The 24,730-nt window shown below is 70.8% G+C and carries 24 protein-coding genes and 1 pseudogene; 19 read left to right on the forward strand and 6 right to left on the reverse strand.

Features of this window, described 5'->3' with window-relative positions:
- Positions 1–8: 8 nt before the first annotated feature.
- Complete coding sequence (gene proB / locus ACQP2X_RS03310; protein WP_498694272.1) at positions 9–1,121, reverse strand: glutamate 5-kinase; 1,113 nt, start codon at positions 1,119–1,121, stop codon at positions 9–11.
- Positions 1,122–1,182: 61 nt separating this feature from the next.
- Here proB and ACQP2X_RS03315 point away from each other — a divergent pair, with 61 nt between their 5' ends.
- Complete coding sequence (locus ACQP2X_RS03315; protein WP_498694273.1) at positions 1,183–1,488, forward strand: MGMT family protein; 306 nt, start codon at positions 1,183–1,185, stop codon at positions 1,486–1,488.
- Positions 1,485–2,282: a class I SAM-dependent methyltransferase gene (locus ACQP2X_RS03320; RefSeq protein ID WP_498694274.1), complete on the forward strand. Its 798-nt coding sequence runs from the start codon at positions 1,485–1,487 to the stop codon at positions 2,280–2,282. Before ACQP2X_RS03315 ends, ACQP2X_RS03320 begins: the two co-directional genes overlap by 4 nt.
- Here the strand turns inward: ACQP2X_RS03320 and ACQP2X_RS03325 are convergent.
- On the reverse strand, positions 2,275–2,955 hold the full coding sequence (locus ACQP2X_RS03325) for a TetR/AcrR family transcriptional regulator (RefSeq protein WP_498694276.1): 681 nt from the start codon (positions 2,953–2,955) through the stop codon (positions 2,275–2,277). The two genes, ACQP2X_RS03320 and ACQP2X_RS03325, sit on opposite strands and share 8 nt — an antisense overlap.
- 103 nt (positions 2,956–3,058) lie before the next feature.
- On the opposite strand from ACQP2X_RS03325, the gene ACQP2X_RS03330 reads away from it, so the two are divergent.
- Positions 3,059–3,991 carry an NAD-dependent epimerase/dehydratase family protein gene (locus tag ACQP2X_RS03330; protein ID WP_498694277.1) on the forward strand — a complete coding sequence of 311 codons (933 nt, stop codon included), beginning with the start codon at positions 3,059–3,061 and terminating at the stop codon, positions 3,989–3,991.
- Positions 3,992–4,004: 13 nt separating this feature from the next.
- On the opposite strand, the gene ACQP2X_RS03335 is transcribed toward ACQP2X_RS03330, so the two are convergent.
- Positions 4,005–5,396, reverse strand: coding sequence for a gamma-glutamyltransferase (locus ACQP2X_RS03335; protein WP_498694278.1), 1,392 nt, complete (start codon positions 5,394–5,396; stop codon positions 4,005–4,007).
- 49 nt (positions 5,397–5,445) lie between these two features.
- Between ACQP2X_RS03335 and ACQP2X_RS03340 the strand changes: the two genes are divergently transcribed.
- From ACQP2X_RS03340 to nuoH, 6 genes are all read left to right on the forward strand, one after another.
- Positions 5,446–6,774, forward strand: a complete 1,329-nt coding sequence (locus tag ACQP2X_RS03340; RefSeq protein ID WP_498694279.1) for an MFS transporter — start codon at positions 5,446–5,448, stop codon at positions 6,772–6,774.
- A 72-nt stretch (positions 6,775–6,846) separates the two neighbouring features.
- Positions 6,847–8,304 carry a pyridoxal phosphate-dependent decarboxylase family protein gene (locus ACQP2X_RS03345; RefSeq protein ID WP_498694280.1) on the forward strand — a complete coding sequence of 486 codons (1,458 nt, stop codon included), beginning with the start codon at positions 6,847–6,849 and terminating at the stop codon, positions 8,302–8,304.
- A gap of 13 nt (positions 8,305–8,317) precedes the next feature.
- Positions 8,318–8,866: an NADH-quinone oxidoreductase subunit B gene (locus tag ACQP2X_RS03350; RefSeq protein WP_498700786.1), complete on the forward strand. Its 549-nt coding sequence runs from the start codon at positions 8,318–8,320 to the stop codon at positions 8,864–8,866.
- An 11-nt stretch (positions 8,867–8,877) separates the two neighbouring features.
- On the forward strand, positions 8,878–10,176 hold the full coding sequence (locus ACQP2X_RS03355; protein ID WP_498694281.1) for a DUF2252 domain-containing protein: 1,299 nt from the start codon (positions 8,878–8,880) through the stop codon (positions 10,174–10,176).
- Between the two features lie 21 nt (positions 10,177–10,197).
- The gene (locus ACQP2X_RS03360) at positions 10,198–10,803 is read left to right on the forward strand and encodes an NADH-quinone oxidoreductase subunit C (RefSeq protein ID WP_498694282.1); all 606 of its coding nucleotides are present in this window, start codon (positions 10,198–10,200) and stop codon (positions 10,801–10,803) included.
- Positions 10,803–11,762, forward strand: a complete 960-nt coding sequence (gene nuoH, locus ACQP2X_RS03365; protein WP_498694284.1) for an NADH-quinone oxidoreductase subunit NuoH — start codon at positions 10,803–10,805, stop codon at positions 11,760–11,762. Before ACQP2X_RS03360 ends, nuoH begins: the two co-directional genes overlap by 1 nt.
- A 74-nt stretch (positions 11,763–11,836) precedes the next feature.
- Here nuoH and ACQP2X_RS03370 read toward each other — a convergent pair whose 3' ends face one another.
- Positions 11,837–12,379 carry a Uma2 family endonuclease gene (locus tag ACQP2X_RS03370; RefSeq protein WP_498694286.1) on the reverse strand — a complete coding sequence of 181 codons (543 nt, stop codon included), beginning with the start codon at positions 12,377–12,379 and terminating at the stop codon, positions 11,837–11,839.
- A gap of 74 nt (positions 12,380–12,453) precedes the next feature.
- Here ACQP2X_RS03370 and ACQP2X_RS03375 point away from each other — a divergent pair, with 74 nt between their 5' ends.
- The 6 genes and pseudogenes from ACQP2X_RS03375 (at position 12,454) to ACQP2X_RS03400 (ending at position 19,297) form a co-directional block, all read left to right on the forward strand.
- On the forward strand, positions 12,454–13,074 hold the full coding sequence (locus ACQP2X_RS03375) for a NuoI/complex I 23 kDa subunit family protein (RefSeq protein ID WP_498694288.1): 621 nt from the start codon (positions 12,454–12,456) through the stop codon (positions 13,072–13,074).
- Positions 13,071–13,601: pseudogene (locus ACQP2X_RS03380) on the forward strand (NADH-quinone oxidoreductase subunit J family protein); the annotation flags it as partial. The gene ACQP2X_RS03375 and the pseudogene ACQP2X_RS03380, both read left to right, overlap by 4 nt.
- A 470-nt stretch (positions 13,602–14,071) precedes the next feature.
- Positions 14,072–14,446, forward strand: a complete 375-nt coding sequence (gene nuoK / locus ACQP2X_RS03385; RefSeq protein WP_498694289.1) for an NADH-quinone oxidoreductase subunit NuoK — start codon at positions 14,072–14,074, stop codon at positions 14,444–14,446.
- Positions 14,443–16,353 (forward strand): NADH-quinone oxidoreductase subunit 5 family protein, encoded by a 1,911-nt coding sequence (locus ACQP2X_RS03390; protein ID WP_498694290.1) that lies wholly within the window; start codon positions 14,443–14,445, stop codon positions 16,351–16,353. Before nuoK ends, ACQP2X_RS03390 begins: the two co-directional genes overlap by 4 nt.
- A complete protein-coding gene (locus ACQP2X_RS03395) occupies positions 16,350–17,840 on the forward strand; it encodes a complex I subunit 4 family protein (RefSeq protein WP_498694291.1) in 1,491 nt (496 codons plus the stop codon). The genes ACQP2X_RS03390 and ACQP2X_RS03395 overlap by 4 nt, the downstream gene beginning before the upstream one ends.
- Positions 17,837–19,297 carry an NADH-quinone oxidoreductase subunit N gene (locus ACQP2X_RS03400; RefSeq protein WP_498694292.1) on the forward strand — a complete coding sequence of 487 codons (1,461 nt, stop codon included), beginning with the start codon at positions 17,837–17,839 and terminating at the stop codon, positions 19,295–19,297. Before ACQP2X_RS03395 ends, ACQP2X_RS03400 begins: the two co-directional genes overlap by 4 nt.
- 49 nt (positions 19,298–19,346) lie before the next feature.
- Here the strand turns inward: ACQP2X_RS03400 and ACQP2X_RS03405 are convergent, their stop codons facing one another.
- Positions 19,347–20,507 (reverse strand): IS30 family transposase, encoded by a 1,161-nt coding sequence (locus ACQP2X_RS03405; protein ID WP_498700788.1) that lies wholly within the window; start codon positions 20,505–20,507, stop codon positions 19,347–19,349.
- A gap of 302 nt (positions 20,508–20,809) precedes the next feature.
- Between ACQP2X_RS03405 and htpX the strand changes: the two genes are divergently transcribed.
- The 4 genes from htpX (at position 20,810) to ACQP2X_RS03425 (ending at position 24,089) form a co-directional block, all read left to right on the forward strand.
- Complete coding sequence (gene htpX, locus ACQP2X_RS03410; RefSeq protein WP_498694294.1) at positions 20,810–21,697, forward strand: zinc metalloprotease HtpX; 888 nt, start codon at positions 20,810–20,812, stop codon at positions 21,695–21,697.
- 145 nt (positions 21,698–21,842) lie between these two features.
- A complete protein-coding gene (locus ACQP2X_RS03415) occupies positions 21,843–23,111 on the forward strand; it encodes an MFS transporter (protein ID WP_498694295.1) in 1,269 nt (422 codons plus the stop codon).
- Between the two features lie 78 nt (positions 23,112–23,189).
- Entirely contained in the window at positions 23,190–23,564 is a 375-nt protein-coding gene (locus tag ACQP2X_RS03420; protein ID WP_498694296.1) for a hypothetical protein, read from the forward strand.
- A gap of 66 nt (positions 23,565–23,630) precedes the next feature.
- The gene (locus ACQP2X_RS03425) at positions 23,631–24,089 is read left to right on the forward strand and encodes a DUF4396 domain-containing protein (protein ID WP_498694299.1); all 459 of its coding nucleotides are present in this window, start codon (positions 23,631–23,633) and stop codon (positions 24,087–24,089) included.
- Here the strand turns inward: ACQP2X_RS03425 and ACQP2X_RS03430 are convergent.
- Entirely contained in the window at positions 24,080–24,700 is a 621-nt protein-coding gene (locus ACQP2X_RS03430; RefSeq protein ID WP_498694300.1) for a class I SAM-dependent methyltransferase, read from the reverse strand. The genes ACQP2X_RS03425 and ACQP2X_RS03430 overlap by 10 nt on opposite strands.
- Between the last annotated feature and the right edge of the window lie 30 nt (positions 24,701–24,730).

The raw sequence follows: 24,730 nt of genomic DNA on the forward strand, positions 1-24,730 counted from the left end.
TGGCCCTCTCAGAGGAGTACGAGGTCGTCGCGGTGGACTACTTCACGTTCATAGCCTGGCCCGAGCGCCGCGGCCAACTCGGGGGTGGAGCGTCCCAGCAGCGCCGGCAGTTCGACGGCGTCGTAGTTGACCAGCCCGCGGGCGACCGGGGCGCCCGATCCGGCGTCGACCAGGTCGACCGGGTCACCGGCGGCGAACGAGCCGTCGACCGCCGTGATGCCGGCCGGCAGCAGTGATTTGCGGCGCGCCACCACCGCGGCCACCGCGCCCGGGTCGAGGTGGAGCCGGCCGCGCGGCGCGGTGGCGTGGGCCAGCCAGAAGAGCCGGGCCGCCGGCCGGTGCGCCGCCGCCCGGAACAGCGTGCCGACCTCGTCGCCGGCCAGCACCGCGCCGGCCTGCGGGGCGGACGTGAGCACGACCGGGATGCCGAATCCGGTGGCTATCCGGGCCGCCTCGACCTTGGTCACCATGCCGCCCGTGCCCACTCCCGACTTGCCGGGGACGGCGATGCTGATGCCCTCGAGATCGGACTCGTCACCGACGTACGAAATCTTGCGAGATCGAGGGTCGGAGGGGCTGCCGGTGTAGAGCGCGTCCACATCGGAGAGCAGCACCAGAAGGTCGGCGTCGACCAGGGCCGCCACCAGCGCGGCGAGCCGGTCGTTGTCGCCGAAGCGGATCTCCTCGGTGGCGACCGTGTCGTTCTCGTTCACGATCGGCAGGGCGCCCAGGTCGAGCAGTTTGCGCAGCGTGCGATAGGCGTTGCGGTAGTGCGCGCGGCGGGTCACGTCGTCGACGGTGAGCAGGATCTGGCCGACCGTCAGCCCGTGCCGCGCGAAGCCGGCCGTGTACCGCCCGATCAGCAGGCCCTGACCGACCGAGGCGGCCGCCTGCTGGGTCGCGAGGTCGCGTGGTCGCCGGCGCAGCCGCAGCGGGGCGAGCCCGGCCGCGATCGCTCCGCTGGACACCAGCACCACTTCGCGCCCGCCGGCGGCCAGACCGCCGAGCGCGTCGACCAGCGCGTCGACGCGCTGCTCATCGATACCGCCCGAGGCCGTGGTCAACGAGGACGAGCCCACCTTGACCACGATCCGCCGAGCATCGGTCACTTCTTCGCGCACCCGGCCAATTCTGCTCGGAGGGGCGCCCGGAACCTGCCCGAGATCCCATATCGTGGCCCGAGTGACACCGCAGGAGTACGTCGAAGAGGTGCTTTCACTCGTCGAGCGGATCCCCGAGGGCCGCGTGATGTCGTACGGCGCGATCGCCGACGTGCTCGCCGATCTCTCCGGCCGTAACTCGGCCCGCCAGGTCGGCAGCATCATGGCCCGGCACGGCGGCGGGGTCCCGTGGCATCGGGTGGTGAACAGCGCGGGCCGCATGCCGCCGGGCCACGAGCGGGAGGCGCGTCAGCGTCTGCTCTCCGAGGGTGTCCCCCTCAAGGGTGACCACGTGAACATGGCCCTCGCCAGCTGGCTGCCGTCATGAGGACCGGAGAGCCGAGTCGTACGGCCATGAGCGCGGCCCGCTACCGCGCGGCTCACCAGGTCCTGGAGCACGGCAAGATCTTCAAAGACGATTTGGCCGTACGCCTCCTGGGGCTCCCGAAGGAGGAGTTGCTGGCCGACGCCCCGCGCCGGGCCATGCGGGTGTTCATCGCGGCCCGCCACCGCTTCGCCGAGGACGCGCTCGCGGCCGCCGTCGAAAGGGGTGTCCGCCACCTCGTGGTGCTCGGTGCCGGCCTCGACACGTTCGCCTACCGCAACCCGTACGCCGAACTCAGAGTGACCGAGGTCGACCACCCGGACACCCAGGGGTGGAAGCGGGAGCGGCTGGCCGCCGCGGGCATCGCGGTACCGCCGTCGGTGACGTATCGGGGCGTGGACTTCGAGCGCGAGTCGTTGAGGCTCGAGTTGGACGGGCCGGCGTTCTTCCTGTGGCTGGGCGTGGTGCCCTATCTGACCCGGGAGAGTTGCCGGGAAACCCTGAGGTTCATCGCGGAGCGTGAGGGCAACGAGGTCGTCTTCGACTACGCGCAGTCGCCGGCGACCATGCCGCCGGAGAGGCGTGAGCAGCTCGAGGCGCGGGCGTCGCGGGTCGCCCGGCTGGGGGAGCCGTGGCTGACGTACTTCGAGCCGCCGGAGATCGCGGCCGAGCTGACCGGGCTCGGCTTCGCGGCGATCACCGACCTCGGGCCGTCCCAGCTCGCGGCCGCCTATTTCGATCGGCCGGACGTCCCGCCCTCAACACCGGGCGGGCATGTGCTGAGGGCCGTCAGGTGAGGCCGATGCGGTCGGCCTCGCCGCGCATCTGGTAGTCGAAGAAGCCGCGGCGGTCCTCGTCGACCGAGTTCTTGAGCTGGCCGAACAGCTCGGCGCTGATCGCCCCGCCCAGGTGCAGGAAGGACGACAGCGCGGCGGCCACCAGGCGGGGCGGCGCCCCCGGGGTGTACTCCTCGGCGACCCGTCCCAGCTCGTCGGCGAACCCGCCGGTGATCGGCTCGCGCTCGGCCACCCGGCCGGCCAGATAGGCGTCCCGCACGATGGCCGCGATCAGCAGGATCACCCTGGTCGCGGGGCCGATGGTGTCCTGCGGCGCCTCATATCCGGGCACCGGGCTGCCGTAGATCAGGGCCCATTCGTGCGGATTGGCCAGCGCCCAGTCCCGTACGGCATGACTCGCACCTAAGAAGCGGTCGAGATCGCCGGTCGGCGCGGCGGCCGCGCGCTCGGCCGTCTCGCCCACCGCGTTGTAGGCGTCGATGATCAGCGCCGTCAGGAGTTCGTCGCGGCTCGCGAAGTAGCGGTAGACCGCTGACGAGGCCATGCCCATGTCCCGCGCGACCGCGCGCAGGGAGAGGTTCGCACCGTCCGTGACCAGGTGACGTTTCGCCACCGCCTTGATCTCTTCGGTCATCTCGGCCCGCACCCGGGCGCGTACTCCTGAGGCGCTCATGCAGACCAGTGTGCCATAACGAGAGCAGCGCTCTTGCTTTTGCTCAGTGCTCGTGTCATCGTTGGTCCTGTCAGAGAGCACTGCTCGCAAAGGAGAACACCCCATGGCTTCGCACGTGATCGTCGGTTCCGGCCCGATCGGCTCCTCCGTCGCCCGCCTGCTCGCCGACCGCGGCGAGAGCGTCACGATGGTGACCCGCAGCGGCAGCGGCCCGTCGCATCCGCTGATCGAGCGGGTCGCCGCGGACGCCTCCGACGCCCGCCGGCTGACGGAGCTGACCGAGGGCGCGCAGGCGCTCTACAACTGCGCGAACCCGAAGTACACAGAGTGGGAGAAGCTCTGGTTCCCGATGAACGGCGCGATGATCGCCGCCTCCAAGGCCAACGACGCGGTGTACGTCATCACCGGCAACCTCTACGTCTACGGCCCCCAGCCCGGCGGCCACATGAACGAGAGCACCCCGATGGCCGCCGTCGGCCGCAAGGGGAAGGTCCGCATCAAGATGTGGCAGGACGCCCTGGCCAGCGGCGTCCGCACGGTCGAGGTGCGCGGCTCCGACTACATCGGCGCGGGCGCGGTCGGCGTCTTCTCGGCGGTCCTGTTCCCCGCGATCGAGAAGGGCAGCCGGTCGGTCTGGGTCCCCGGCGACCCGACCATGCCGCACAGCTTCACCTACACCGGCGACATGGCCCGCACCATGGTCACGTTGGCCGCCGACTCACGCGCGTGGGGCAGCGCCTGGCACACGCCGACCAACCCCGCCATCACCATCAACGAGCTGGCCGACCGCTACTGCACCCTGACCGGCAAGCCCCACCTGACCTTGCGCAAGATGCCCCGCTTCATGATGCGCACGGCCGGCCTGGTCCACCCCATGAGCCGCGAACTGGCCGAGATGGACTACCAGTTCTACGCCCCCTTCCACCTGGACAGCTCCCTGACCGAGCGCACCTTCGGCCTGACCGCCACCCCCTTGAACGTCGCCATCCAGGAGACCGCCGACGACGCCAAGTCCATCGCCGCCCGCACGATGTGACCCGCCGTCGCGCTCAGAGGAGCAGGCCGACGCCATCGCGGCGGGGATCGCCGGAGGCGCCGGCCTGACCCACGGCGGTCACACCGCCGAAGTAGTGGTTCTTGTCCGGCCACTGCCTGATCTGGAAGCCCGCCCCGGCCAGCGCGGCCAGCTCGTCCCGCCGGCACCCGGGCTCCGCGTGCACGGTGTCGTCGACCACGTGGAACCGCGACCGCCCGATCGCCCCGCCCATGTCGAGACCGTCGACCAGCACCCCGAGCAACGTGGTGATCAGCGCCGTCCTGATCCGCGACGCCCCGGCCGACCCGGCCGCGACCGCCAGGTCACCCTCCGGGTCGATCACCACGAGCGGGCACATGTTCGACGACATCCGCCGCCCCGGCGCCAGATCGCTGGTGATCAGCTCGCCCTCGCCCAGCATCGAGTTCAGGTTGATGCCCAGCCCCGGCAGCCAGACGCCCGACCCGAGCCCCAACGTGGTGGTGATGACACAGGCGTTCCCGTCGGCGTCCACCACCGACACGTTCGTGGTGTCACCGATCTTCTGCCGCCCCTGGTCCCGCAGCGCCGTGGCGACCCCGACGGCCCGCCCCGGCAGGCTCAGATCGTCCGGCAGCCCGGCGATCGTGTCGACCGTCCGATTGAGATCGTGGCGCGCCCGCACCCGATGCCCCGCCAGCATCGCGTGGTCGACCGGCGTCTCCAGCACCCGGTAGTCGGCCAGGTCCCGCAACCCCAGACTGCCGTTGGCCGCCCGGACCGTGTCGACCATGAGCTCCGCGTACTCACCCGTGTAGAAGATCTCCGGCCCGGCCGCCGCGAGGTTCTCCATCGCCGTGCCGAGCCCTTCATGGCGCAGCAGGTCACCGCCCTGCAGCCGCCGCCCACCCGGCGTGTAGACGTCGGCGCCCTCACCCCAGGCCAGCGCCGGCGCACAGGCGTCGAGCGTCTGCGCGTGCGCCGCCGGCACCGCCACCCCGCTGTGCGCGATCGCCGTCGCCGGCGCCACCACGTCGGCCCACGGCAGCCGCCCCCAGCGCCGGTGCACCTCACCGCAGCCGGCCGGCACTCCCGGAACCGCGACGCTCGCCCCGCCGATCGAATAGACCTGCGGCATCCCGCCGAAGAACACGTCGACCGCGAGCATCGGCCCGGCCTCCCGGTCGCCGTCGGTGCCCGGCACCGCGACGAAGAAGTCGAGGCAGGTGACCTCGCCGGTGGCCGCGTCGAAGTAGGTGGCGAACCCGCCCCCGCCCAGCCCGGTGTAGATGGTCTCGGCCACGCAGCAGGCGAGAACGGCCGCGACCGCCGCGTCGGCCGCCGTGCCTCCCTCGCGCAGGATTCGCAGCCCGGCCTCCGCGGTCGCGGGATGGCTGGCGGCGACCCCCGCAGGAACCCGTTTCATTTCGCGAAGCGTAGAGCCAAGCGCGTGATCATGGTTACCATCCGCGTTCATGACGACTGCGGGTCCCTCTCCCGACGTACGGCCGGCGCCCGCGCTGCCTCGTCGTGTTTTAGCCGGATATTCGGTGGGTTCGCTGGTGACCGGCGCGTTCGGCACCGTGCCGGGTTTGCTCCTCCTGCCCTATCTGACGGATACGTTAGGTGTGGCGGCTGGCGTCGCCGGCCTGCTCGTCCTGCTGCCGAAGGCGTGGGACGTGCTGGTCAACCCGGTCGCCGGCCGGATCTCCGACCGCAGCGGCGACCGCCGGCCCTTCCTGCTCGTGGCGGGCCTGCTCCTGGGCGTGCTCTTCGCCGCGATCTTCGCCGGCCCGTTCAGCGACGGGGCCGCCGCCGGCGCGTACGTCGCCATCGCCTTCCTGGTGGCCGCCACGGCGTATGCCTTCTTCCAGGTGCCCTACGTCGCCATGCCGGCCGAGCTGACCGACGGCTACGGCGAGCGGACCCGGCTCATGACCTGGCGCGTCGCCGTCCTGGCGCTGGCCATCCTGATCTCCGGCGCGCTGGCCCCGCTGGTCGTCGAGCAGACCGGCGGCGGCTTGACGGGCCATCGGTGGTCGGGCATCTTCGTCGGCCTCCTCATCGTCGTGGGCACGCTGGGCGTCTATTTCGGTACGCGCGGCGCCGCCACCCGCACCGCGCCGGCGGCCGAGCCCGACCTGCGGACCCAGCTGCGCGTCGCGGCGGCGAACCGCCCCTTCCGCGCGCTGCTGCTCTGCTGGGTGATCCAGGCCGTCGGGATCGGAACCATGCTGGCTGGCGTGCAGTACTTCGCCGACCACGTCGTGAACCGGGAGTCGGGCGCCACCTTCCTGTTTGCCGCCTTCGTCGGGCCGGCCCTGCTCGTCATGCCACTGTGGACGCGCGCGGGCCGCCGTTACGGCAAGCAGCGTTCGCTGGTGGCCGGATCGCTGCTCTTCGCGGCCGGCGCGCTCGTGCTGCTCGCCGCGCCGGTGCTGCCGCCGGTGCCGATCTATCTGATCGTCGCGGTGATCGGCGTGGGTTATGCCGGGCAGCAGGTCTTCGCGATGGCCATGCTGCCGGACTGCATCGCCCACGACACCGAGCGGACCGGGAAGAGGCAGGCCGGCGTCTTCACGGGCCTCTGGACGGCGGGTGAGACGCTGGGCCTCGCGCTGGGGCCGGGGCTTTTCGCATTGGTCCTCCAGGTCTTCGGATATGTGTCGTCGTCGACGGGCGAGGCCGCCCCGCAGGACGACACCGCCCGGCTGGGCGTGCTGCTAGGTTTCACCGTGGTGCCGGCCTTGCTGGTCGCCGTCGCGGTCCCGCTATTAGGCGCCTACCGGGACATCGAGCGGTAGATACTTTGGTAGGGGTCGGGCCGATCCTTTGGTCGCTTATCGCCGAGAGGCCCGTGGACTACCGTCGGCGGCATGTTCGAGGCGCTGCCCGACAAGGGCGTTCCAGGTGACCAGATCCTCGCCGAGCTCCAGCAGCTGCGGTCGGCCGATCTGCCGACACACGGCGGCCGTCTGTTCGCCTATGTCTACGACCCGGCCCTCGACGGCCTCGACGACCTGGCCCGCGCCGCGTATGCCGTCTCCGCGCATGTCAACGGCCTCGACCCCACCGCGTTCCCGTCGCTGCTCGCCATGGAAAACGCCTTGGTCGGCGCCGCGGCCGGCCTGCTCGGCGGCGACGAGCGGACGGTCGGCAGCGTCACCAGCGGCGGCACCGAGTCGCTGATCCTCGCGGTGAAAGCGGCCCGCGACTCCCGCCCCGACCTGGCGAGCCCGCGCCTGGTGATCCCGTCCACCGCGCACGCCGCCTTCGCCAAGGCGGCGCACTACCTGCGCGTGGCCCTCGACGTCGTCCCGGTCGGCGACGACCTCCGGGCCGACCCGGCCGCCCTGGCCGCGGCCATCGGCCCCGACACCGTGCTGGTCGCCGCGTCCGCTCCGTCCTATGCGCACGGCGTCGTCGATCCGATCCCGGAGATCGCGGCCGTCTGCGCCGAGCGTGGCGTGCGCTTCCATGTCGACGCGTGCTTCGGCGGCTGGGTGCTGCCCTACCTGCGACGCCTGGGTGCCGACCTGCCGCCCTTCGACCTCTCGGTGCCGGGCGTCACGAGCATCTCGGTCGACCTGCACAAATACGCGTACGCGCCGAAGGGCGTGTCGATACTGCTCCATCGCGACGAGGCGTTGCGGCTGCCGCAGTACTTCGCATATGCGGGCTGGCCCGGCTACACGATGATCAACCCGATCATCTCGTCCACCCGCTCGGGCGGCCCGATCGCGGCCGCCCTGGCCACCCTGCGCCACATCGGCGACGCGGGCTATCTGGAGCTCGCCACCCAGACCCGCGAGTCCGTCACCCTGCTGGCCGACGCGGTGAGGGCCACCCCCGGCCTGCGGCTGTTCGCCCCACCCGAGACCAGCGTCGTCTGCCTGACCTCCGAGGGCGGCGGGGTCGATCTCTTCGTGCTCGCCGACGAGCTGGCCGCGCGGGGGTGGCACACCCAGCCGCAGATGGCCTTCGCCGACATGCCGCCCACGATCCATCTGACCGTGACGGCCTCGGTGCGCGCGACGGCGCCCGATTTCGTCGGCGACCTGGCCGGCGCCGTTGCCGCGGCCCGGGCCGCCGGGCCCGTGGTGCTGCCCGCGCCGATGCTCGAGGCGGCCGGCGCGCTCACGCCCGAGATGGTCACGCCCGACCTCATCGCCGGGCTGGCCGAGACCATGGGGCTCGGTGGCGGCGACTTCACCAAGATGGCCGCGGTCAACTCGTTGCTCAACGTGGCGCCGCCCGCCCTGCGTGAGGCGCTGCTGACCGGCTTCCTGAGCCTGCTCCAGCGGCCGGGCGGCACCGAGCAGGGAGTAGGTTGAGGCTGTGTCCGGTCTGCCAGGTGTTGTCGGGGATCCCATCAAGTTCGTGCTGAACTGGGGGCGGCGCTATTCGCTCTGGGTGTTCAACTTCGGGCTCGCGTGCTGTGCGATCGAGTTCATCGCGTCCAGCATGAGCCGGCACGACTTCATGCGCATGGGGGTCATCCCGTTCGCCCACGGGCCCCGGCAGGCCGACCTCATGGTCGTGTCGGGGACGGTCACCGACAAGATGGCGCCGGCCATCAAGCGGCTCTACGACCAGATGCCCGAGCCCAAATACGTGATCTCGTTCGGCTCGTGCGCCAACTGCGGTGGGCCCTACTGGGACTCATATTCGGTCACCAAGGGTGTCGACCAGCTGATCCCGGTCGACGTCTACGTGCCGGGGTGCCCGCCGCGGCCCGAGGCGCTGCTGCACGGCATTCTGCGGTTGCAGGAGAAGATCGCGGCCGAGCAGGCCGGGCCCGGTGGGGTGTCGCGGCCCGACCCGCTCGCGGGCAGGCGGGATGTCTCGTCACTCAGCGCTCCGATCGTGACCCCGCAGGGTGCAAGCGGGGACTAGTCTCCGCAGGTATGACTGAGCACCGCGCGGACTTCATCATCAGAGTCCTGAGCAGGGAATTCGGCGGGTTGATAGCTGTCGATCCGGCCGCCTTCCGGCGCAAGTTCCGCAAGATGGCCGCGTCCCCGTTCGCGTTCTACCGGGGCAGCGCCTCGCTCTTCTACGCCGACCTGTCCGGCGGCTTCGCGGACGACAGTTTCCTCGACGAGCGCACCAGCCGGGTCTGGATCCACGGCGACCTGCACGCCGAGAACTTCGGCACCTACATGAACTCGTCCGGGCAGCTCGTGTTCAACGTCAACGACTTCGACGAGGCGTACGTCGGGCCGTTCTCCTGGGATTTGAAGCGCTTCGCGGCCAGCGTGGCGCTCATCGGATATCAGAAGGCCCTGTCCGACGACAACATCACCGCCCTGGTCACGGTGTTCGCGCGCGCCTATCTGACCGAGTTGCGGGCCATCGCGGCCGGCGGTGACGACGCCATCGGCTCCATCACCCTGGACAACGCGGACGGCGTGCTCCGGCGGGTGCTGCAGGAGGCGCGCCTCAACACGCGGGTCGACCTGCTCAGCGGCCAGACCGTCATCGACGACTACGAGCGGCGGTTCGCGCTGCTCGACGGCGTCTACGAGACCGACGAGGCCACCGACGCCGCGGTCACCGAGGCCTTCGAGCACTATCTGACCACGCTGCCGCAGGCGACCCGGCCGGTGGCCACCCACATCAAGGACATCAAGCTGCGCAAGGGCGTCGGCATCGGGTCGGCCGGGCTGCCCAGCTACAACCTGCTGCTCGAAGGGCACACCCAGGCCCTCGAGAACGACGTGATCATCTACATGAAGCAGGCCCAGGTGCCGGCCGTCGCCCGCTGGATCGACGACGAGCGGGTCCGCGCCTATTTCCAGCACCAGGGCCACCGTACGGCCGAGTCGCAGCACGCCCTGCAGGCGCACGCCGACCCGTGGGTCGGCTACACCACGCTGGACGGTGTCGGGCAGCTCGTGGCCGAGGTGTCGCCGTACGCGGCCGACCTCGACTGGGCCGACGTCAACGAACCCGAGGAGCTCACCGGCGTCCTGTCCGACCTGGGCCGGGCCGTCGCCCGCATGCACTCGGTGGCCGACGACGAGTCCAGCCACGATCTCGTCGACTTCTCCACCGAGGAGGCCATCGTGGCCGAGATCGACAAGGACGAGGCCGGTTTCGTACGTCACCTGGTCGAGTTCGCCCATCGCTACGGCGACCAGGCGCGGGAAGATCATCAGGACTTCGTGGACGTGTTCCGCAACGGGCGACTGCCGGGGTTGTAAAAGCCCCCATAAGATGACGCCATGACGCCTGAAGAGGTCGGCGAGCGCCTGGTCGCGCTCCTGACCGACGACTCCCCGGACGCGCCTCCGGGCGAGATCGTCGCCGGCCTCTCCGGCGGCGGCCCCGGCCACGAGCGGGCCGTCCTCGACGTGCCCGTCGCCCGGTGGTGGGAGACGGTCGGCACGGCCAAGCACAACGGCGCCCTCGGCTGCGACTTCTTCGACTGGCTGTCGGCCGTCGACGAGGGCGCCGACGGGTTCCGCGTCGTCGCCCACCTCTACTCGACACGCCGCCGGCACGCGTTGCTGCTGCGTACCCTCGTGCCCCGCGACGAGCCGGTCATCGAGTCGGTGACCGAGCTGTTCGCCGGGGCCGACTGGCACGAGCGCGAGACGCACGAGATGTTCGGCATCACCTTCGCCCGCCACCCCGACATGCGCCCGCTGCTGCTGCCGCCCGGCTTCGAGGGCCATCCGCTGCGCAAGGAGTTCGTGCTGGCTTCCCGCGTCGCCAAGGCCTGGCCGGGGGCGAAGGAGCCGGGCGAGTCCGAGGCCGGCCACGGCAAGCGCGCGCCCATGCGACCACCAGGCGTGCCCGCCCCCGGCGAGTGGGGACCCCAAGCCTGATGCCACTGTGGCTCGATCTCACCATCAGGGTGCTGGCCGTCGTGGTCGGCTTCCTCGTGCTGCCGCTCGTCGTCGGCCAGACCGAGCACAAGGTGATGGCCCACATGCAGGGCCGGCTCGGCCCGATGTACGCGGGCGGCTACCACGGCTGGGCGCAGCTGGTCGCCGACGGGGTGAAGTTCGTCCAGAAGGAGGACATCACACCCCGCGACGCCGACCGGCGGGTCTTCCGCCTCGCGCCGCTGGTTGCCCTGTTCCCGTACCTTCTGGTCCTGCTCGTCATCCCGCTCGGACCCGGCGGTCTCGTCGCCCAGGCCCTGGACGTGGGTCTGTTCTTCGTCCTGGCCGTGCTGGGCGTGGGCGTGGTCGCCGTGCTGATGTCGGCGTGGGCCTCGGCCAACAAATACAGCCTGCTCGGCGGCCTGCGAGGCGCGGCTCAGCTGCTCGGCTACGAGCTCCCGCTGGTGCTGGCGGCGGCGAGCGTCGCGATGGCCGCCGGCACGCTGAGCCTGCCCGGCATCGTCGAGGCGTGGCGCCCCTGGTGGCTGCTCTGGCAGGCCCCGGCCGCGATCGTCTTCTTCATCGCCGGCCTGGCCGAGATCCGCCGCCCACCGTTCGACATGCCGATCGCCGACTCGGAACTGGTCTTCGGCTACATGACCGAATACACGGGCTTGCGCTTCGCGTTCTTCCTGCTGGCCGAGTACGTGGGCATCGTCGTGATCGCCGCCCTGACCACGGTCCTGTTCCTCGGCGGCTGGCACGGCCCCTTCGAAGACCAGCTCGGCTGGCTGTGGACCCTGGTAAAGATCTTCGCCGTCTCGTTCGTCATCATCTGGCTGCGCGTGAGTTACCCCCGCTTGCGCGAGGACCAGCTGCAACGCCTCTGCTGGCTGGTCCTGGTCCCGCTCTCCCTGGCCCAGCTGGTCTTGACCGCGACCGTCAAGGTCTTCACGTAACTCAGAGATAGCGCGGAACTCAGAGATAGCGCGGAGCGAGCCGCTCGAGCGGCCTTGATCTCGACGTCCCTCATCTAGAGATTGCGCGGGCGGACGCTGGCCAGCGGGATCTCGATGGCCCAAGGCCGCCCGACACGTATGGTGTCGTCGCCCGAGAAGACACCGGTCTCCTCGTAGCTCTGGGTTTCCGGTTTCAGCTCGAAGGTGGTGACTTCCAGGCCGTTCAGGGTTTCGATCAACCAGAAGTGGGGGATCCCGGCCCGGGCGTAGGCGGCCGGCTTCGTCGCCCGGTCGATGCCCTGGGTGCCCGGCGAGACGATCTCGGCGACGAGGGTCACCTCGGCGGCGGGGAACTTGCCGGCTCCGGAGCGTGTCGCCTCGAAGTCGACCGTCATCAGATCGGGGATGAACACGTTGTGGGGATCCAACTCGACTTCGTTGGCGTGGGTGACGAAGAGATGGCGGGGGCAATTCCTGGTCAGGGCGACGCCGAGCGACACCGTCAGGGCTTGGTGACCGCACGGGAACGACGAGGACGTGTGCAGCCTGCCGTTGAACAGTTCGCGGCGGATGTTGTCGACCGGGAAATTCTCGAGATCGCTCGTCGTGGCGGTCATTGGACGCACCGTACTGGAAGATCTGGCGGGGGTGTGCTCGCGTCACTCGGCCGGACGGGGCAGGATGTCTCTTTGTGAGTGACGACGGGGAGCGCGGCACGCCCGGCAAGGGTCTGGTCCAAGGGCTCGCGGTCACGCTCAAGACGATGACCAAGCGGTCCACCACTCAGCAGTACCCCGATGTCGAGCCCGATCTGCCGCCTCGCAGCCGCGGCGTGATCGCTCTTCTCGAGGAGAACTGCACCGTCTGCATGCTCTGTGCGCGTGAGTGCCCGGACTGGTGCATCTACATCGACTCGCACAAGGAAGAGGTCGTCGTCCCGGGGGCCGCCCGCGCGCGTCAGCGCAATGTGCTCGACCGGTTCGACATCGACTTCTCGCTGTGCATGTACTGCGGCATCTGCATCGAGGTCTGCCCGTTCGACGCGCTGCATTGGACGCCCGAGTTCGAGTACGCCGAGGTCGACGTCCTCGATCTGCTGCACGACAAGGACCGGCTGGGCGAGTGGATGCGCACTGTGCCTCCGCCGCCGGCCCACGACGTGCTCGGCGAGCCTTCGAAAGAAGAGGCGACGGCGGAGCGCAAGGCCGCGGGTCCGGGTGCGGCCACTGCCGCCAAGACCGCCAGGCCTTCCGTACGCCGGACCGGCGGGCCCGCCGCGCGGCAGCCCACCCCGACGGAGCCGGAGCAGTGACCGTCGCGGACGCGCTGATGCTGGCTCTCGGCGTGATCGCGGTCGGATCGGGCGCCCTCGTCGTCACCAGCACCCATCTGGTCCGGGCCGGTCTCTATCTGGTCGTCAGCCTGGGCGCGATCGCCGGCCTCTACCTGGTGCTCGGCGCCGAGCTCGTCGCCTGGGTCCAGGTCCTCGTCTACGTCGGCGCTGTTGTCGTCCTGCTCTTGTTCGCCGTGATGCTCACCCGGGCTCCGATCGGGCCGTCGCCCGACCTGGACCGTCCGGCCGGGCCGGCCGCTTTGATCGGGGCCGGCGTCGGCATCGGGCTGTCCGTGCTGCTCATGGACGCCTTCCGCTGGACCCGCTACGAGCTGCCCCCGCCGGGCACCGGCCGCCGGGTCGGTGAGCAGATCTTCGGCGCCTGGGTGCTGCCGTTCGAGGTGCTCTCGATCCTGCTGCTGGCCGCCCTGGTCGGCGCCATCGTCCTCTCCCGCCCCGACATCGGCGCCCGCCCCGGCGCGGACACCGCCGAGGTGGGGCCGCCGCCCAGCCCGATCGACGAGTCGCCCGAGGTGGTCGCCCGCCTGGAGCGGATCGCCGCCCGTCAGGCCGCCGCCCAGGCCCGCGTCCGCGCCCAGCACGCGGCCGAGGTCGCCGCGGCCAACCAGGCCGCCGCCGCCGATAACGGGGCCGCCGAGGGCGTCGCCGTCACGGGCGTGGACACGAAAACCGCGGAGCGCCGCGACCCGTCCGAGATGACCCGCGACGAGCTGCTCCGGGAGCAGGCCCGCGACGTCGTCTTCCGTGCCCGCGAGGCCGGCCCGACGCTCGGCGGCGAAGATCCGCCCCCGCCCGACACCGGCCCGCGCCGGGTGGAGAACACCGTCGGCGAGCCCATCCCCGACGAGGAGCAACCAGCCCTGCCGGCACCCCCGCCGCGCGAGCTGCCGACAAAGGACGCCGCCCCACACGGCGAGCCGGAACAGCGGGAGCTGCCGAAGGGGGATGACGCCTGATGCACGCCGTCATCCCGTATGTCATCGCCGCTCTGCTCTTCGGGCTCGGGGTCTACGGCGTGCTGCGCCGGCGCAACGCGATCCTCGTGCTGATGGCCGTCGAGCTCATGCTCAACGCCGTCAATCTCATCCTGGTGGCGGCCGATGCGTCGATCAAGTCGACGCTCTCCGGCGTACAACCGGAGGCCTGGGCCTATCCCGCGGCCGAGCCGAAGGCCGGCGCGATCTTCGCGCTCTTCATCATCGTCATCGCGGCCGCCGAGGTCGGTGTCGGCCTGGCCATCGTGTTGCAGTACTACCGGCTGCGCCGCGCCGTCGTGCTCGACGACGTCGCGCTGCATGAGCACGAGGACGAAGAGCAGGTGACCGGGTGATCGCCGCCTTGATTCCCGGCGTGCCGCTGCTGCTGGGGCTGATCGGCCTGCTGCTGCCCCCGGGCGACAGGCCCCCGAGCGACGGCGACCTGCGCCGCCCGGCCGCCACGCTCGGTATCGCCGGGGCCGCCGCCTCACTCCTCGTGACCCTCGGCCTGTTGCTCTTCGCGCACAAGCCGATCGACGCCAGCGCACACTGGGTGAGCATCGGCGACATCGACCTCACCATCGGCTTCAGCGCCGGCGTGGCCGCTCTCTACGTCGCGCTCGCCGTCGCCACCGTCGCCCTCTTCGTGCAGATCTACTCGGTCGCCTATCTGCACGACGATCCCCGCTATGCCCCGTACGCGGCCCAGATCAGCCTCTTCACCGGCGCCATGCTGCTGGTCGTCACGTCCGGCGACCTGATCGGCGTGCTCGTCGGCTGGGAGGTCATGGGCGCCTGCTCGTACCTTCTCATCGGCCACGACCGCCGCCTGCCCGAGGCGCCCGCCGCCGCCGTCAAGGCCTTCCTGGTCACCCGTGTCGGCGACGTCGGCTTCCTGCTCGGCGTGGCCATCCTGATCGCCGACGCCGGCACCTCCCGCATCGCCGATCTGCTCACCCACGACTACTCCAGCGGCACTCTCACCGCCGCCCTGCTGCTGATCCTGGCCGGGGTGGCCGGCAAGAGCGCCCAGTTCCCGCTGCACACCTGGCTGCCCGACGCGATGGCCGGCCCCACGCCGATCTCGGCCCTGATCCACGCGGCCACCATGGTCGCCGCCGGGGTGTACGTCGTCTTCCGGCTCTACCCGCTCTACGACGAGTCGCCGGCCGCGCTCGCCACCCTCGGCGTCATGGCCGCGATCACCATCCTGCTCGGCGCCTTGAGCGCGACCGCACAGGACGACATGAAGCGGGTCCTGGCCTGGTCGACCGTCAGCCAGATCGGCTACATGACCGGCGCGCTCGCGGTCGGCTCACCCGCCGCCGCGCTGTTCCACCTGCTCACCCACGCCGCGTTCAAGGCGCTGCTCTTCCTCGCGGCCGGTGCAGTGATCCATGCCGTCGGCACCAACTATCTCTCCCGGATGGGCGGGCTGCGTGAGCACATGCCCGTCACCTTCTGGTCGTTCGTCGTGGGTCTGGGCGCGCTCGCCGGCGTACCCCCGCTGTCGGGTTTCTGGTCCAAGGAGAACGTGCTGACCGCGGCCGCCCATGCCACCGAGGGCGGCGGGACGGCTCCGGTGTGGGTCGGCTGGGTGGTCTGGCTGGCCGCGCTGTTCGCCGTCCTGGTCACCGCCTGGTACGCGACCCGGCTCCTGCTCCGCGCCTTCTTCGGCATCTCGCGGGCACACGGCCCCGACGGACCGGACTGGGAGATCGGCTTCGACGATGCCCGTTATACGGCGCCGGCCACGCCGCACGATCCGCCGGGCGCGATGCGCTGGCCGATTCTGATCCTCGCCATCCCGGCCGCGCTGCTCGGTCTCGTGGCGTACGCGCCCGGCTTCCGGACCGCCCTCGAGATGGAGGATCCGCACCTGAGCGTCGCCATCGTCCTGCCGTTGCTGCTGATGGCGGCCGGTGTGGGCGCGGCGTGGTGGCTCTGGCGGGCGGTTCCCGGAGCCGATCCGGCGGCGGCGCTGGGCCCGGCCCGGCATCTGTTCGCCTCCGGCTTCCACCTCGACACCATTCAAGACCGCTTGGTGGTACGTCCGGTGCGCGCTCTCGCCGGAGTCGTCAAGGCCACTGACGAGAAGGTGGTGGACGCGGCCGTCGAAGGCGCCGGCACCGGCACCACCGGCGTCGGAAAGGCGCTGGCCCTGGCCCACCGGGTGCCTCTGCCGGCCGCCGCCGTGGCCGTCCTCGCCGGCGCCCTGCTGCTCGGCGCCGTGGCCGTCTGGTTCGGAGCCGCCGCATGACGATCTACCAAGTCGCCCTGGTCGCCGTCGTCGCGCTGCCCGCACTGGGCGCGGCCGTGGTGGCGCTCCTGCGGGACCGCACCGCCCGCATCGTCGGCACCGCCTTCGCCGCGGCCACGCTTCTGCCGATCATCCTGCTGCCGTTCGCGAGGAACGAGGGCTGGACGGAGTACACGGCGAACCCGTCCGCGTCGCGCCTCTGGACCGAGGTGGACGTCTCCTGGGTCCCGGCGCTCCACCTCGACTTCCACCTCGGCGTCGACGGCGTCTCCTACCCGCTCGTCGCGCTGACCGGCCTCCTCACGGTGCTCTGCACGGCGTACATCCAAAAAAGCTCCGGCCGTGCCCTGACCGCCCTGCTGTTGGTGCTGGAAGCCGGCATAGCCGGCACCTTCCTCTCCTTCGACCTCATCCTGTTCTTCCTGTTCTTCGAGGTCGTGCTGCTTCCGATGTACGCCGTGATCGCCGGCTGGGGTGGCGAGGACCGGCGCCGGGCGGCCCGCAAGTTCGTGCTCTACACGCTCTTCGGCTCGGTGTTCCTGCTGCTCGGCGTCGTCACCGTCGCGGTGTCGGCCGGCACCGGCGACCTGACCGAGCTGGCCGGCGGCGCCGGGCTCGACCGCACCACCCAGTACGCAGCCTTCACCCTGCTGGCCATCGCGTTCGCGGTGAAGGCGCCGCTCTGGCCGCTGCACACGTGGCTGCCCGACGCGCACACCCAGGCCCCCACTGTGGGCTCGGTGATCCTGGCCGGGGTGCTGCTCAAGATGGGCACCTACGGCCTGATCCGGGTCGGCGTCGGTGTGGCCCCGCTCGGCGCCGAGAAGGCGGCGCCGGTGCTGGGCATCCTGGCCGTGGCCGCCATCCTGGCCGGCTCGCTCATCTGCCTGCGGCAGACCGAGCTGAAACGGCTGATCGCCTACTCCAGCGTCGGGCACATGGGCTTCGTGCTGCTCGGCATCGCCACCCTGAGCGAGACCGGCCTCCAGGCGGCGCTGCTCGGCAACGTGGCGCACGGTCTCATCACCGGCCTGCTGTTCTTCCTGGCCGGTTCGATCAAGGACCGGGCCCACACCGGCGAGCTGTCCGAGCTCGGCGGCCTGCGCGAGACGGCGCCCCGGCTGGCCGGCGTGCTCGGCTTCGCCGCGATCGCCTCCCTGGGCCTGCCCGGCCTGGCCGGATTCTGGGGCGAGGCCTTCGCCGTCGTGGCCGCCGTCGAACGCGGTGGTGGCCTGTGGACGACGCTGGCCGTGCTCGCGGCGATCGGCGGCGCGCTCACGGCGGCGTACTTCCTGCGGCTCCTCCGCCGAGTGACCCATGGTCCCGCCGGCTCCTCGGTCGCGCGTGTTTCGCCGGCCGTCACCGGCCCCGAATGGCTTGCCTGGTCGCCGCTCGCCGCGCTGACCCTGGCCGTGGGGCTCGCGCCGGCCCTGGTGCTGGTCGCGACGAGCGCACCCATGCGAGCCCTGACGGAGGCCCTCCCATGACCGCGCAGGCTGTGGACCACGTCTCGCTGCTGCCGCTGTACGCCGCGGCGGGCACCGCTGTCCTCGTACTCCTGGCCGATCTGCTCTTCGCCTCCCGAGCCGCGATCTTCGGAGCGCTGGCGGCCGGCGGCGTGGCCACCGCGGCCGGCGCGATCGTCGTCGGCGGATCCCGGGTGGGCACCTTCTGCGCCGCGTCCTCATGCTCCTGGGTGCCGAGCCCACTGGCCATGGTGGCGGCCGTCGTCTTCGCCGGCCTGACCGTCGGCGTGCTCGGGCTGTCCGTGCCGTCGCTGCGCCTCGGAACGGCGCCGGCGGGGGAGTTCTGCTTCCTGCTCGCGTGCTCGATGACCGGCGGCGTCGTGGTCGGCTACGCCGGCGACCTCATCACGCTGATCGTCGGCGTGGAGACGCTGACCCTGCCGCTCTATCTGCTCGTGGGCCTGCGCCGCATCGCCCCCGGCGAGAAGGTCAGCACCACCTCGGCCTCCGCCTCGGTCACGTTCTTCCTGATCAGCGTCATCTCGACGGCGATCGCCCTGCTCGGCGCGGCCCTCAACTACGCGGCCACCGGCGCCCTGCACCTCGACCGCCTCGTCGACGGAACCGGACCCTTCGCACCCGTGGCCGACGCCGGCGTCGCCCTGCTCGTCATCGGCCTGGCCTTCAAGGTCGCGGCCGTGCCCCTGCACGCGTGGGCCCCGGCGACGTACGAGGGCGCGCCCCTGCCGGTCGCCGCCTATCTGTCGACGGCCTCGAAGCTGGGTGGCGTCCTCGCCCTCGCCGCGATCGTCGCCCGGGTCGACGCGGCCGCGCTCACCGGCGTCCTGGCCGTGCTGACGATGACGGTGGGTAACCTCGTCGCCCTCCGGCAGACCCGCATGGTCCGGCTGCTGGCGTGGTCCTCGATCGCTCAGGCCGGCTACATCCTGGCCGCGCTGGCCCTCGGCGACGCGGGCGTGGCGGCTGCGGTGGCGTACTCGGTCTTCTTCGTGGTCCTGGAGTTGATCGCCTTCGGCGCGGTGGTGGCATTGCGGGCGCCGGGTGCGGACGGGGGACCGCTGCTCGCCTATCGCGGGGCGGGCCGGCGCTCACCGTGGCTGGGCGCGGCATTGGTGCTGGCCTTCGCCGGCCTGGCCGGCCTGCCGCCGGGCCTGGCCGGGCTGTTCGCCAAGGTCACGGTGGTGGACGCCCTGATCGACAACGACCACGGGTGGCTGGCCGGGGTGGTGGCGCTGAACGCGGTGATCGGCCTGGCCTACTACGTGAGGGTGTCGGCGCTGCTCTACACGAAGCCGGAGGCGCCGGGCATTTCGGTCGCCGACCCGGCCTTGCTGGAGGCGGCCACACACCCGCGTCTGCCCGTCTCGCGCACCGTCGGCTTTGTCGTGGCCGCCGCGTCGCTGGTGGCCGTGGCTCTCGGCTTCGCCCCGCAACTGCTCTTCGACGCCCTCAGCTGAGACACCCCGCCCTCCCAAATCAGCTGAGACACCCCGCCCTCCGGCGGTTTCAGGGAGTCGTTGCAACACCGTCGGTTTCGAGGAGTTCAGCCAGACGCTCGGCTGGGGTTTGCCAGCCGAGCGTCATGCGGGGCCGGCCGTTGAGTTCGGCCGCGACAGCGGCCAAATGCTCAGGGGTGTGCCCGGCGAGGTCGGTGCCTTTCGGGAAGTACTGGCGTAGCAGCCCGTTGGTGTTCTCGTTACTGCCGCGCTGCCAAGGCGAGTGTGGGTCGCAGAAGTAGACCGGCATCCCCGAAGCCATGCTGAACTGGTGATGCAACGCCATCTCCACGCCCTGGTCCCAGGTCAGCGATCGTTTCAGATGCTCGGGCAGGGTGGCGACGGTGGCCAGCAGGGCGTCACGGACGTGTTCAGCGGTCTGGCTGGCGCCCAAATGCAGCAGCATCACGTAGCGGGTTGAGCGTTCGACCAGGGTGCCGATCGCGGACCGATTACCTTTGCCGATGATCAGATCGCCTTCCCAGTGCCCGGGGACCGCCCGGTCATCGGCCTCGGCCGGCCGCTCACTGATCATGATCATCGGACTGGAGAAACGGTGCTGACGCTGTCCGAGCTGACGGCGGGGTCTACGTACCGTGCGGCCGGTGCGCAGCGCGGCCGTCAGTTCCCGGCGCAACGAGCCGCGGCCTTGAACGTAGATCGCCTGGTAGATCGTCTCGTGCGACACATGCCACTCACTTTGTCGAGAGCGTTCGAAGCGCAGCCGGCGGCTGATCTGCTGCGGACTGTATTTGCGGTCCAGCATCGCCTGCACCGCCTCACGCAAAGCGGTGTCCGTGGCGAACCTGCGAGTCTTGGGTCTGGGCCGGCGCTGCTCAGCACGCTGCTGCGCCGCATAAGGCTGGTAGTCGCCGCTGTCCGGATGACGGTTACGGCGGATCTCACGGCTGACCGTGCACCGCGGCCGGCCCAGCTCGGCCGCGATCGCCGCCTGCGACACCCCCGCCCGTAACTGGTCAGCGATCACGATCCGTTCGTCCTGTGACAAATACCGCGTCGAGATCACCGCCCGGGCCGCCAACACCCGACGCCGTTCCCGCTGCCGGGCCTTGTAACGCGCCTTCTTCAACGCCCGCTCGACCGGATGCCGCCACTCATAACCCGTACGCCGGCCAACACCCACCCGCCGACATGCCTCGCTGGTGCCCACACCCGAAGCGACAAGCTCCAAATACGCCCGCCGCTGAGCGGCCTTACCCACAACCGGACTGCCACCACCAAGATCCTCAAACATCGCCAAACCCTCAACAAGCTGGGGTGTTGCGACGTTCCCTTGAACCAGGGCTCCCAAGGGGGCCCCCATCCTGACACCAATTCTCGCCAAAAAACGCAAGATCGTGCGAGTGCCTGTGGATAACTCCCACACCCCGGCCTTCAGCGAACTCACAGTCCGTGACGGATGAATTTCCCGGCGGGCGATGTTCCATGGGATGCGGGTCCTACCGGATCCGCATGCCGAAGGAGTTTCTGTTGTCCAGCCATCACAACGGCCTCAAGACGGCCGCTCTGCTGGGTCTGCTCACCGCCCTCATCCTGGGCGCGGGCTACTGGCTCGGCGGCAGCGGCGGCCTGGTGTTCGCGGTGCTCATCTCGCTGGCCCTGAACGCCGGTTCGTATTTCTTCTCCGACAAGCTCGCCCTGCGGGCCATGCGCGCGCAGCCGGTCAGCGAGGCCGAGTTCCCGGCCCTCCACCAGATCGTCCGCGAGCTGGCGACCACCGCCGGCCAGCCGATGCCGCGGCTCTACGTCTCGCCGACGATGCAGCCGAACGCGTTCGCGACCGGTCGCGACCCGAAGCACGCCGCGGTCGCCGTGACCACTGGCATCACCCAGTTGCTCGACCGGCGTGAGCTGCGGGCCGTCATCGGCCACGAGCTCTCCCACGTCTACAACCGGGACATCCTGATCTCGAGTGTGGCGGCCGCCCTGGCCGGCATCATCACGAGCATCGCGCAGCTGGCGATCTTCCTGCCGCTGGGCGGTTCGGACGATGACGACAGCCCCAACCCGGCCGCGCTGCTGGCGATGCTGATCCTCGGCCCGATGGCCGCGACGATCATCCAGCTGGCCATCAGCCGCAACCGTGAGTACCAGGCCGACGCCGACGGCGCCGCGCTGACCGGTGACCCGCTGGCTCTGGCCAGTGCTCTCGAGAAGATCTCGTACGGGGCGCAGCGCATGCCCCTGCCGGCCGACAACCGCCTCACCAGCGCCGCGCACCTGATGATCGCCAACCCGCTCAAGGGTGGCGGCATCGCCTCACTGTTCTCCACCCACCCGCCGATGGAGCAGCGCGTCGCCCGCCTTCGCCAGCAGGCCGGTGCCATTCAGTACCGCTGACCGTTCTCTCTGATGGACCGTCCGTTCGCGGGCGGTCCATCGCTGTGTTTCCGGACACCAGCGCTCAGATTTCGGATGTGTTGCGCCGGGCCCCGGCGTTAGGGTCGTGGACCGTATCGGTCGTTACTTTCAGAGGAGCGTAGAAGTGACCGCGTTGCGTCAGTACCTGGGCGTTTGGCAGCTGCCGGGCGGACGGGTCCTACTCAGCGTGGGGATCCTTGCCCGGCTAGGCATCGGCATGACCCCGCTGGCTCTGCTGCTTCTCGTCCAGCAGGAGACTGGCCGCTACGCCGCGGCGGGTCTCGCCGGCGGTGTGTACGCCCTGGCGGGCGCCGCTGTCAGCCCGATCGCCGGCCGTCTGGCCGACCGCATCGGCCCGTCCCCGATCCTCTTCGCCACCGCGATCCTGCACCCCGTGGCCCTGGTCGCCCTGGTCCTGGTCAGCCGTTCCGGCGAGTCCGCGCTGCCATGGATCTTCGTGGCCTCGGCGGTGGCCGGCGCGACGTACCCGCCGCTGACCGCGGCCATCCGCCGCGCCTGGACCGACATGACCGAGATCGGCGCCGGCCACCACCATTTGCGCGGCGCCGCCATGGCCGCCGAGACCTCACTGTTCGAGCTGGTCTTCGTCCTCGGCCCGATGCTGGTGGCGGCCCTGGTGGTCCTCACGAGCAACCCGGCCACGGCCCTGCTGTTCGCGGCCGGCGCCACCCTGCTGGGCACGCTGGTGATCGCCCGCCTGCCGGTGATGCGCCACTGGCACCGCCACGAGTCCCTGGACGCGGCCCGGGGCCTGGGCCCGCTCAAGGTCTCGGGCTTCCCGGCCCTGCTCCTGTGCGTGGTCGCCCTGGGTATGGCGTTCGGCGCGGCCGGCGTGATCGTCCCCGCCTACGCCACCCACCACGGAGGCGGCGACGGCCTGGGCGGCGTCCTGCTGGGCATCTGGGGCGTGGGCAGCGCCATCGGCGGCATCTGGTTCGGCACCCGCCGCCCGGCGATGCCCCTCCCGCGCCAGTTCGCGTGGCTGCTGGGCAGCGTGTCGCTGAGCTTCCTGATCCTGGCGTTCATGCCCAGCCCGCTGTGGCTGGGTGCGGCCCTGGTCCTGGGCGGGGCGACGATCGCCCCGGCCTTGACGGTGGAGAGCAACTTGGTGGGCCGCTTGGCCCCGCCGTCGATGCTGAACGAGGCCTACACCTGGATCGTCACCGTCTCGGTAACGGGGAGTGCGGCCGGAGGGGCCGTGGCCGGCGCCATCGTCGACCGCCCGGGCGGCCTCCCGTGGGCGTTCGTCTTCGCCGCCGTGGTCCTGATGGTCGCCGCTCTGGTGGCCGCCATCCCGCACGGCTCGATAGCCCAGGCCGACCGCAAGGCCGCCGACCGTCTGCGCCAGGCCCTCGCGGCCGAGCCGGCCTGACCCAGCCGTCGCGTCCGACCGCGAATGGCGGGCGTTATTTAGGTCGCGCCGGCCTCGGGGCTCCGGGATCCTGACGGCATGTGCCGGTACGCCCAGGTCTTCTACCGGGTTCATTACGTGTGCGTGCCGTGCCGCCACAGCAGCAAGCAGCCGTGGGACGGGGTGGTTCATCCCTGTCCGCGCTGCCGTGCGCCGATGGTGCCGGCCGGTCACGATTTCGCCGCGCCCCGCCGCCGTGACTCGTCCGGCTGGGCGGCGGTGGCGGCCGTGCTGGGCGCCGGGTTGCGTTATGACGGCTTCGAGACCTGTGGGTGCGGCCGCGACCCCAAGTTCCGGCCCCGCACCCGGGCCCAGGTGCGCCAGCGTCGCCGCCTGGCCGCGCGGCGCGGGGTCGCGCTCGCCGACATGCTGGCCGCCCGCGACCCTGACGACAGGCCCCGCCCGCAGTTGTGACGCCCATCACTCACTTTCTGCCGTTCGGTGGCTGTCGCATATACCCCCCAGGGGTATGTTGAAGCCATGACTACGGCATCGAAGGAACTGACTCGGTCGGCTGTCTCAGCGACTCTGCACTGCCTCACCGGCTGTGCCATCGGGGAGATTCTGGGCATGGTCATCGGGACGGCGCTGGGCTGGGGGAACGCGCCGACCATCGCGATCTCCGTCGCGCTGGCCTTCCTCTTCGGCTACACGCTGGCCATCCGGCCCGTCCTCGCGGCCGGGGTCGGCTTCAAGCGGGCCCTCGGTGTCGCCCTGGCCGCCGACACCGTCTCCATCGCTGTGATGGAGCTTGTCGACAACGCCGCCCTCCTTGTCATCCCGGGCGCCATGGAGGCCGGCCTCGGTGACTTCCGCTTCTGGGGGAGCCTCGTCGTGGCGCTCGCCGTCGCCTTCGTCGTCACCGTGCCGGTCAACCGGTGGATGATCTCGCGAGGCAAGGGGCACGCCGTCGCGCACCACTACCACCATCACCACTGAACCGGGCGGACCAGCGTCAACGACTGATAGCGGATGCCCGCCACGTACACATGGAAGTCGAGAATCTCGAAATGGCGGCCCGCGTGGCGCAGCAGTTCCTCGTCGGAGCGGAAGGCGAAGAACCTCGGCGGCACATGATGGTCGTTCGCGGCCACGCCCTCCTCGTGGGCGCCCCCATAGACGCCCAGGTGGAACAACCCGCCCGGCCGCAGGACCGAGCGGATCGACGTCAGCGCGTCGCTCAGGGCGTCGGTCGGCACGTGCAGCAGCGTGTTCATCGAATAGACGGCGTCGAACGACTCGTCCGGAAAACCAAGGTCAAGGACGTCCCTCGCGTACGCCCGGACGCCCTTGGCCTCGGTGCGGGAAACCATCGACGGCGACAGGTCGACCGCCGTGACCTCCAGGCCCTCCGACTGGAACCAGGCGCTGTCCTGACCCGTGCCCGAACCGACCTCGAGCAGCGACGCGGCGCGGGCCGCGCGGAGCCGGTCGAGGAAGGCCGACCGCTCGGAGATCTTCCACGGCTCCTTGGCGAAGCCGTCGCGCTCGGCGGCGGCTCCCGGCCCGTACGCCTCCCGGTTGCGGGCCACCACGTCGCTATATCTCATAGTGGTCTCACTCCGATAGCCTGGCCCGGT

Origin of the sequence: Actinoplanes sp. CA-131856 (assembly GCF_050956135.1) — a bacterium.
Classification (GTDB): domain Bacteria; phylum Actinomycetota; class Actinomycetes; order Mycobacteriales; family Micromonosporaceae; genus Actinoplanes.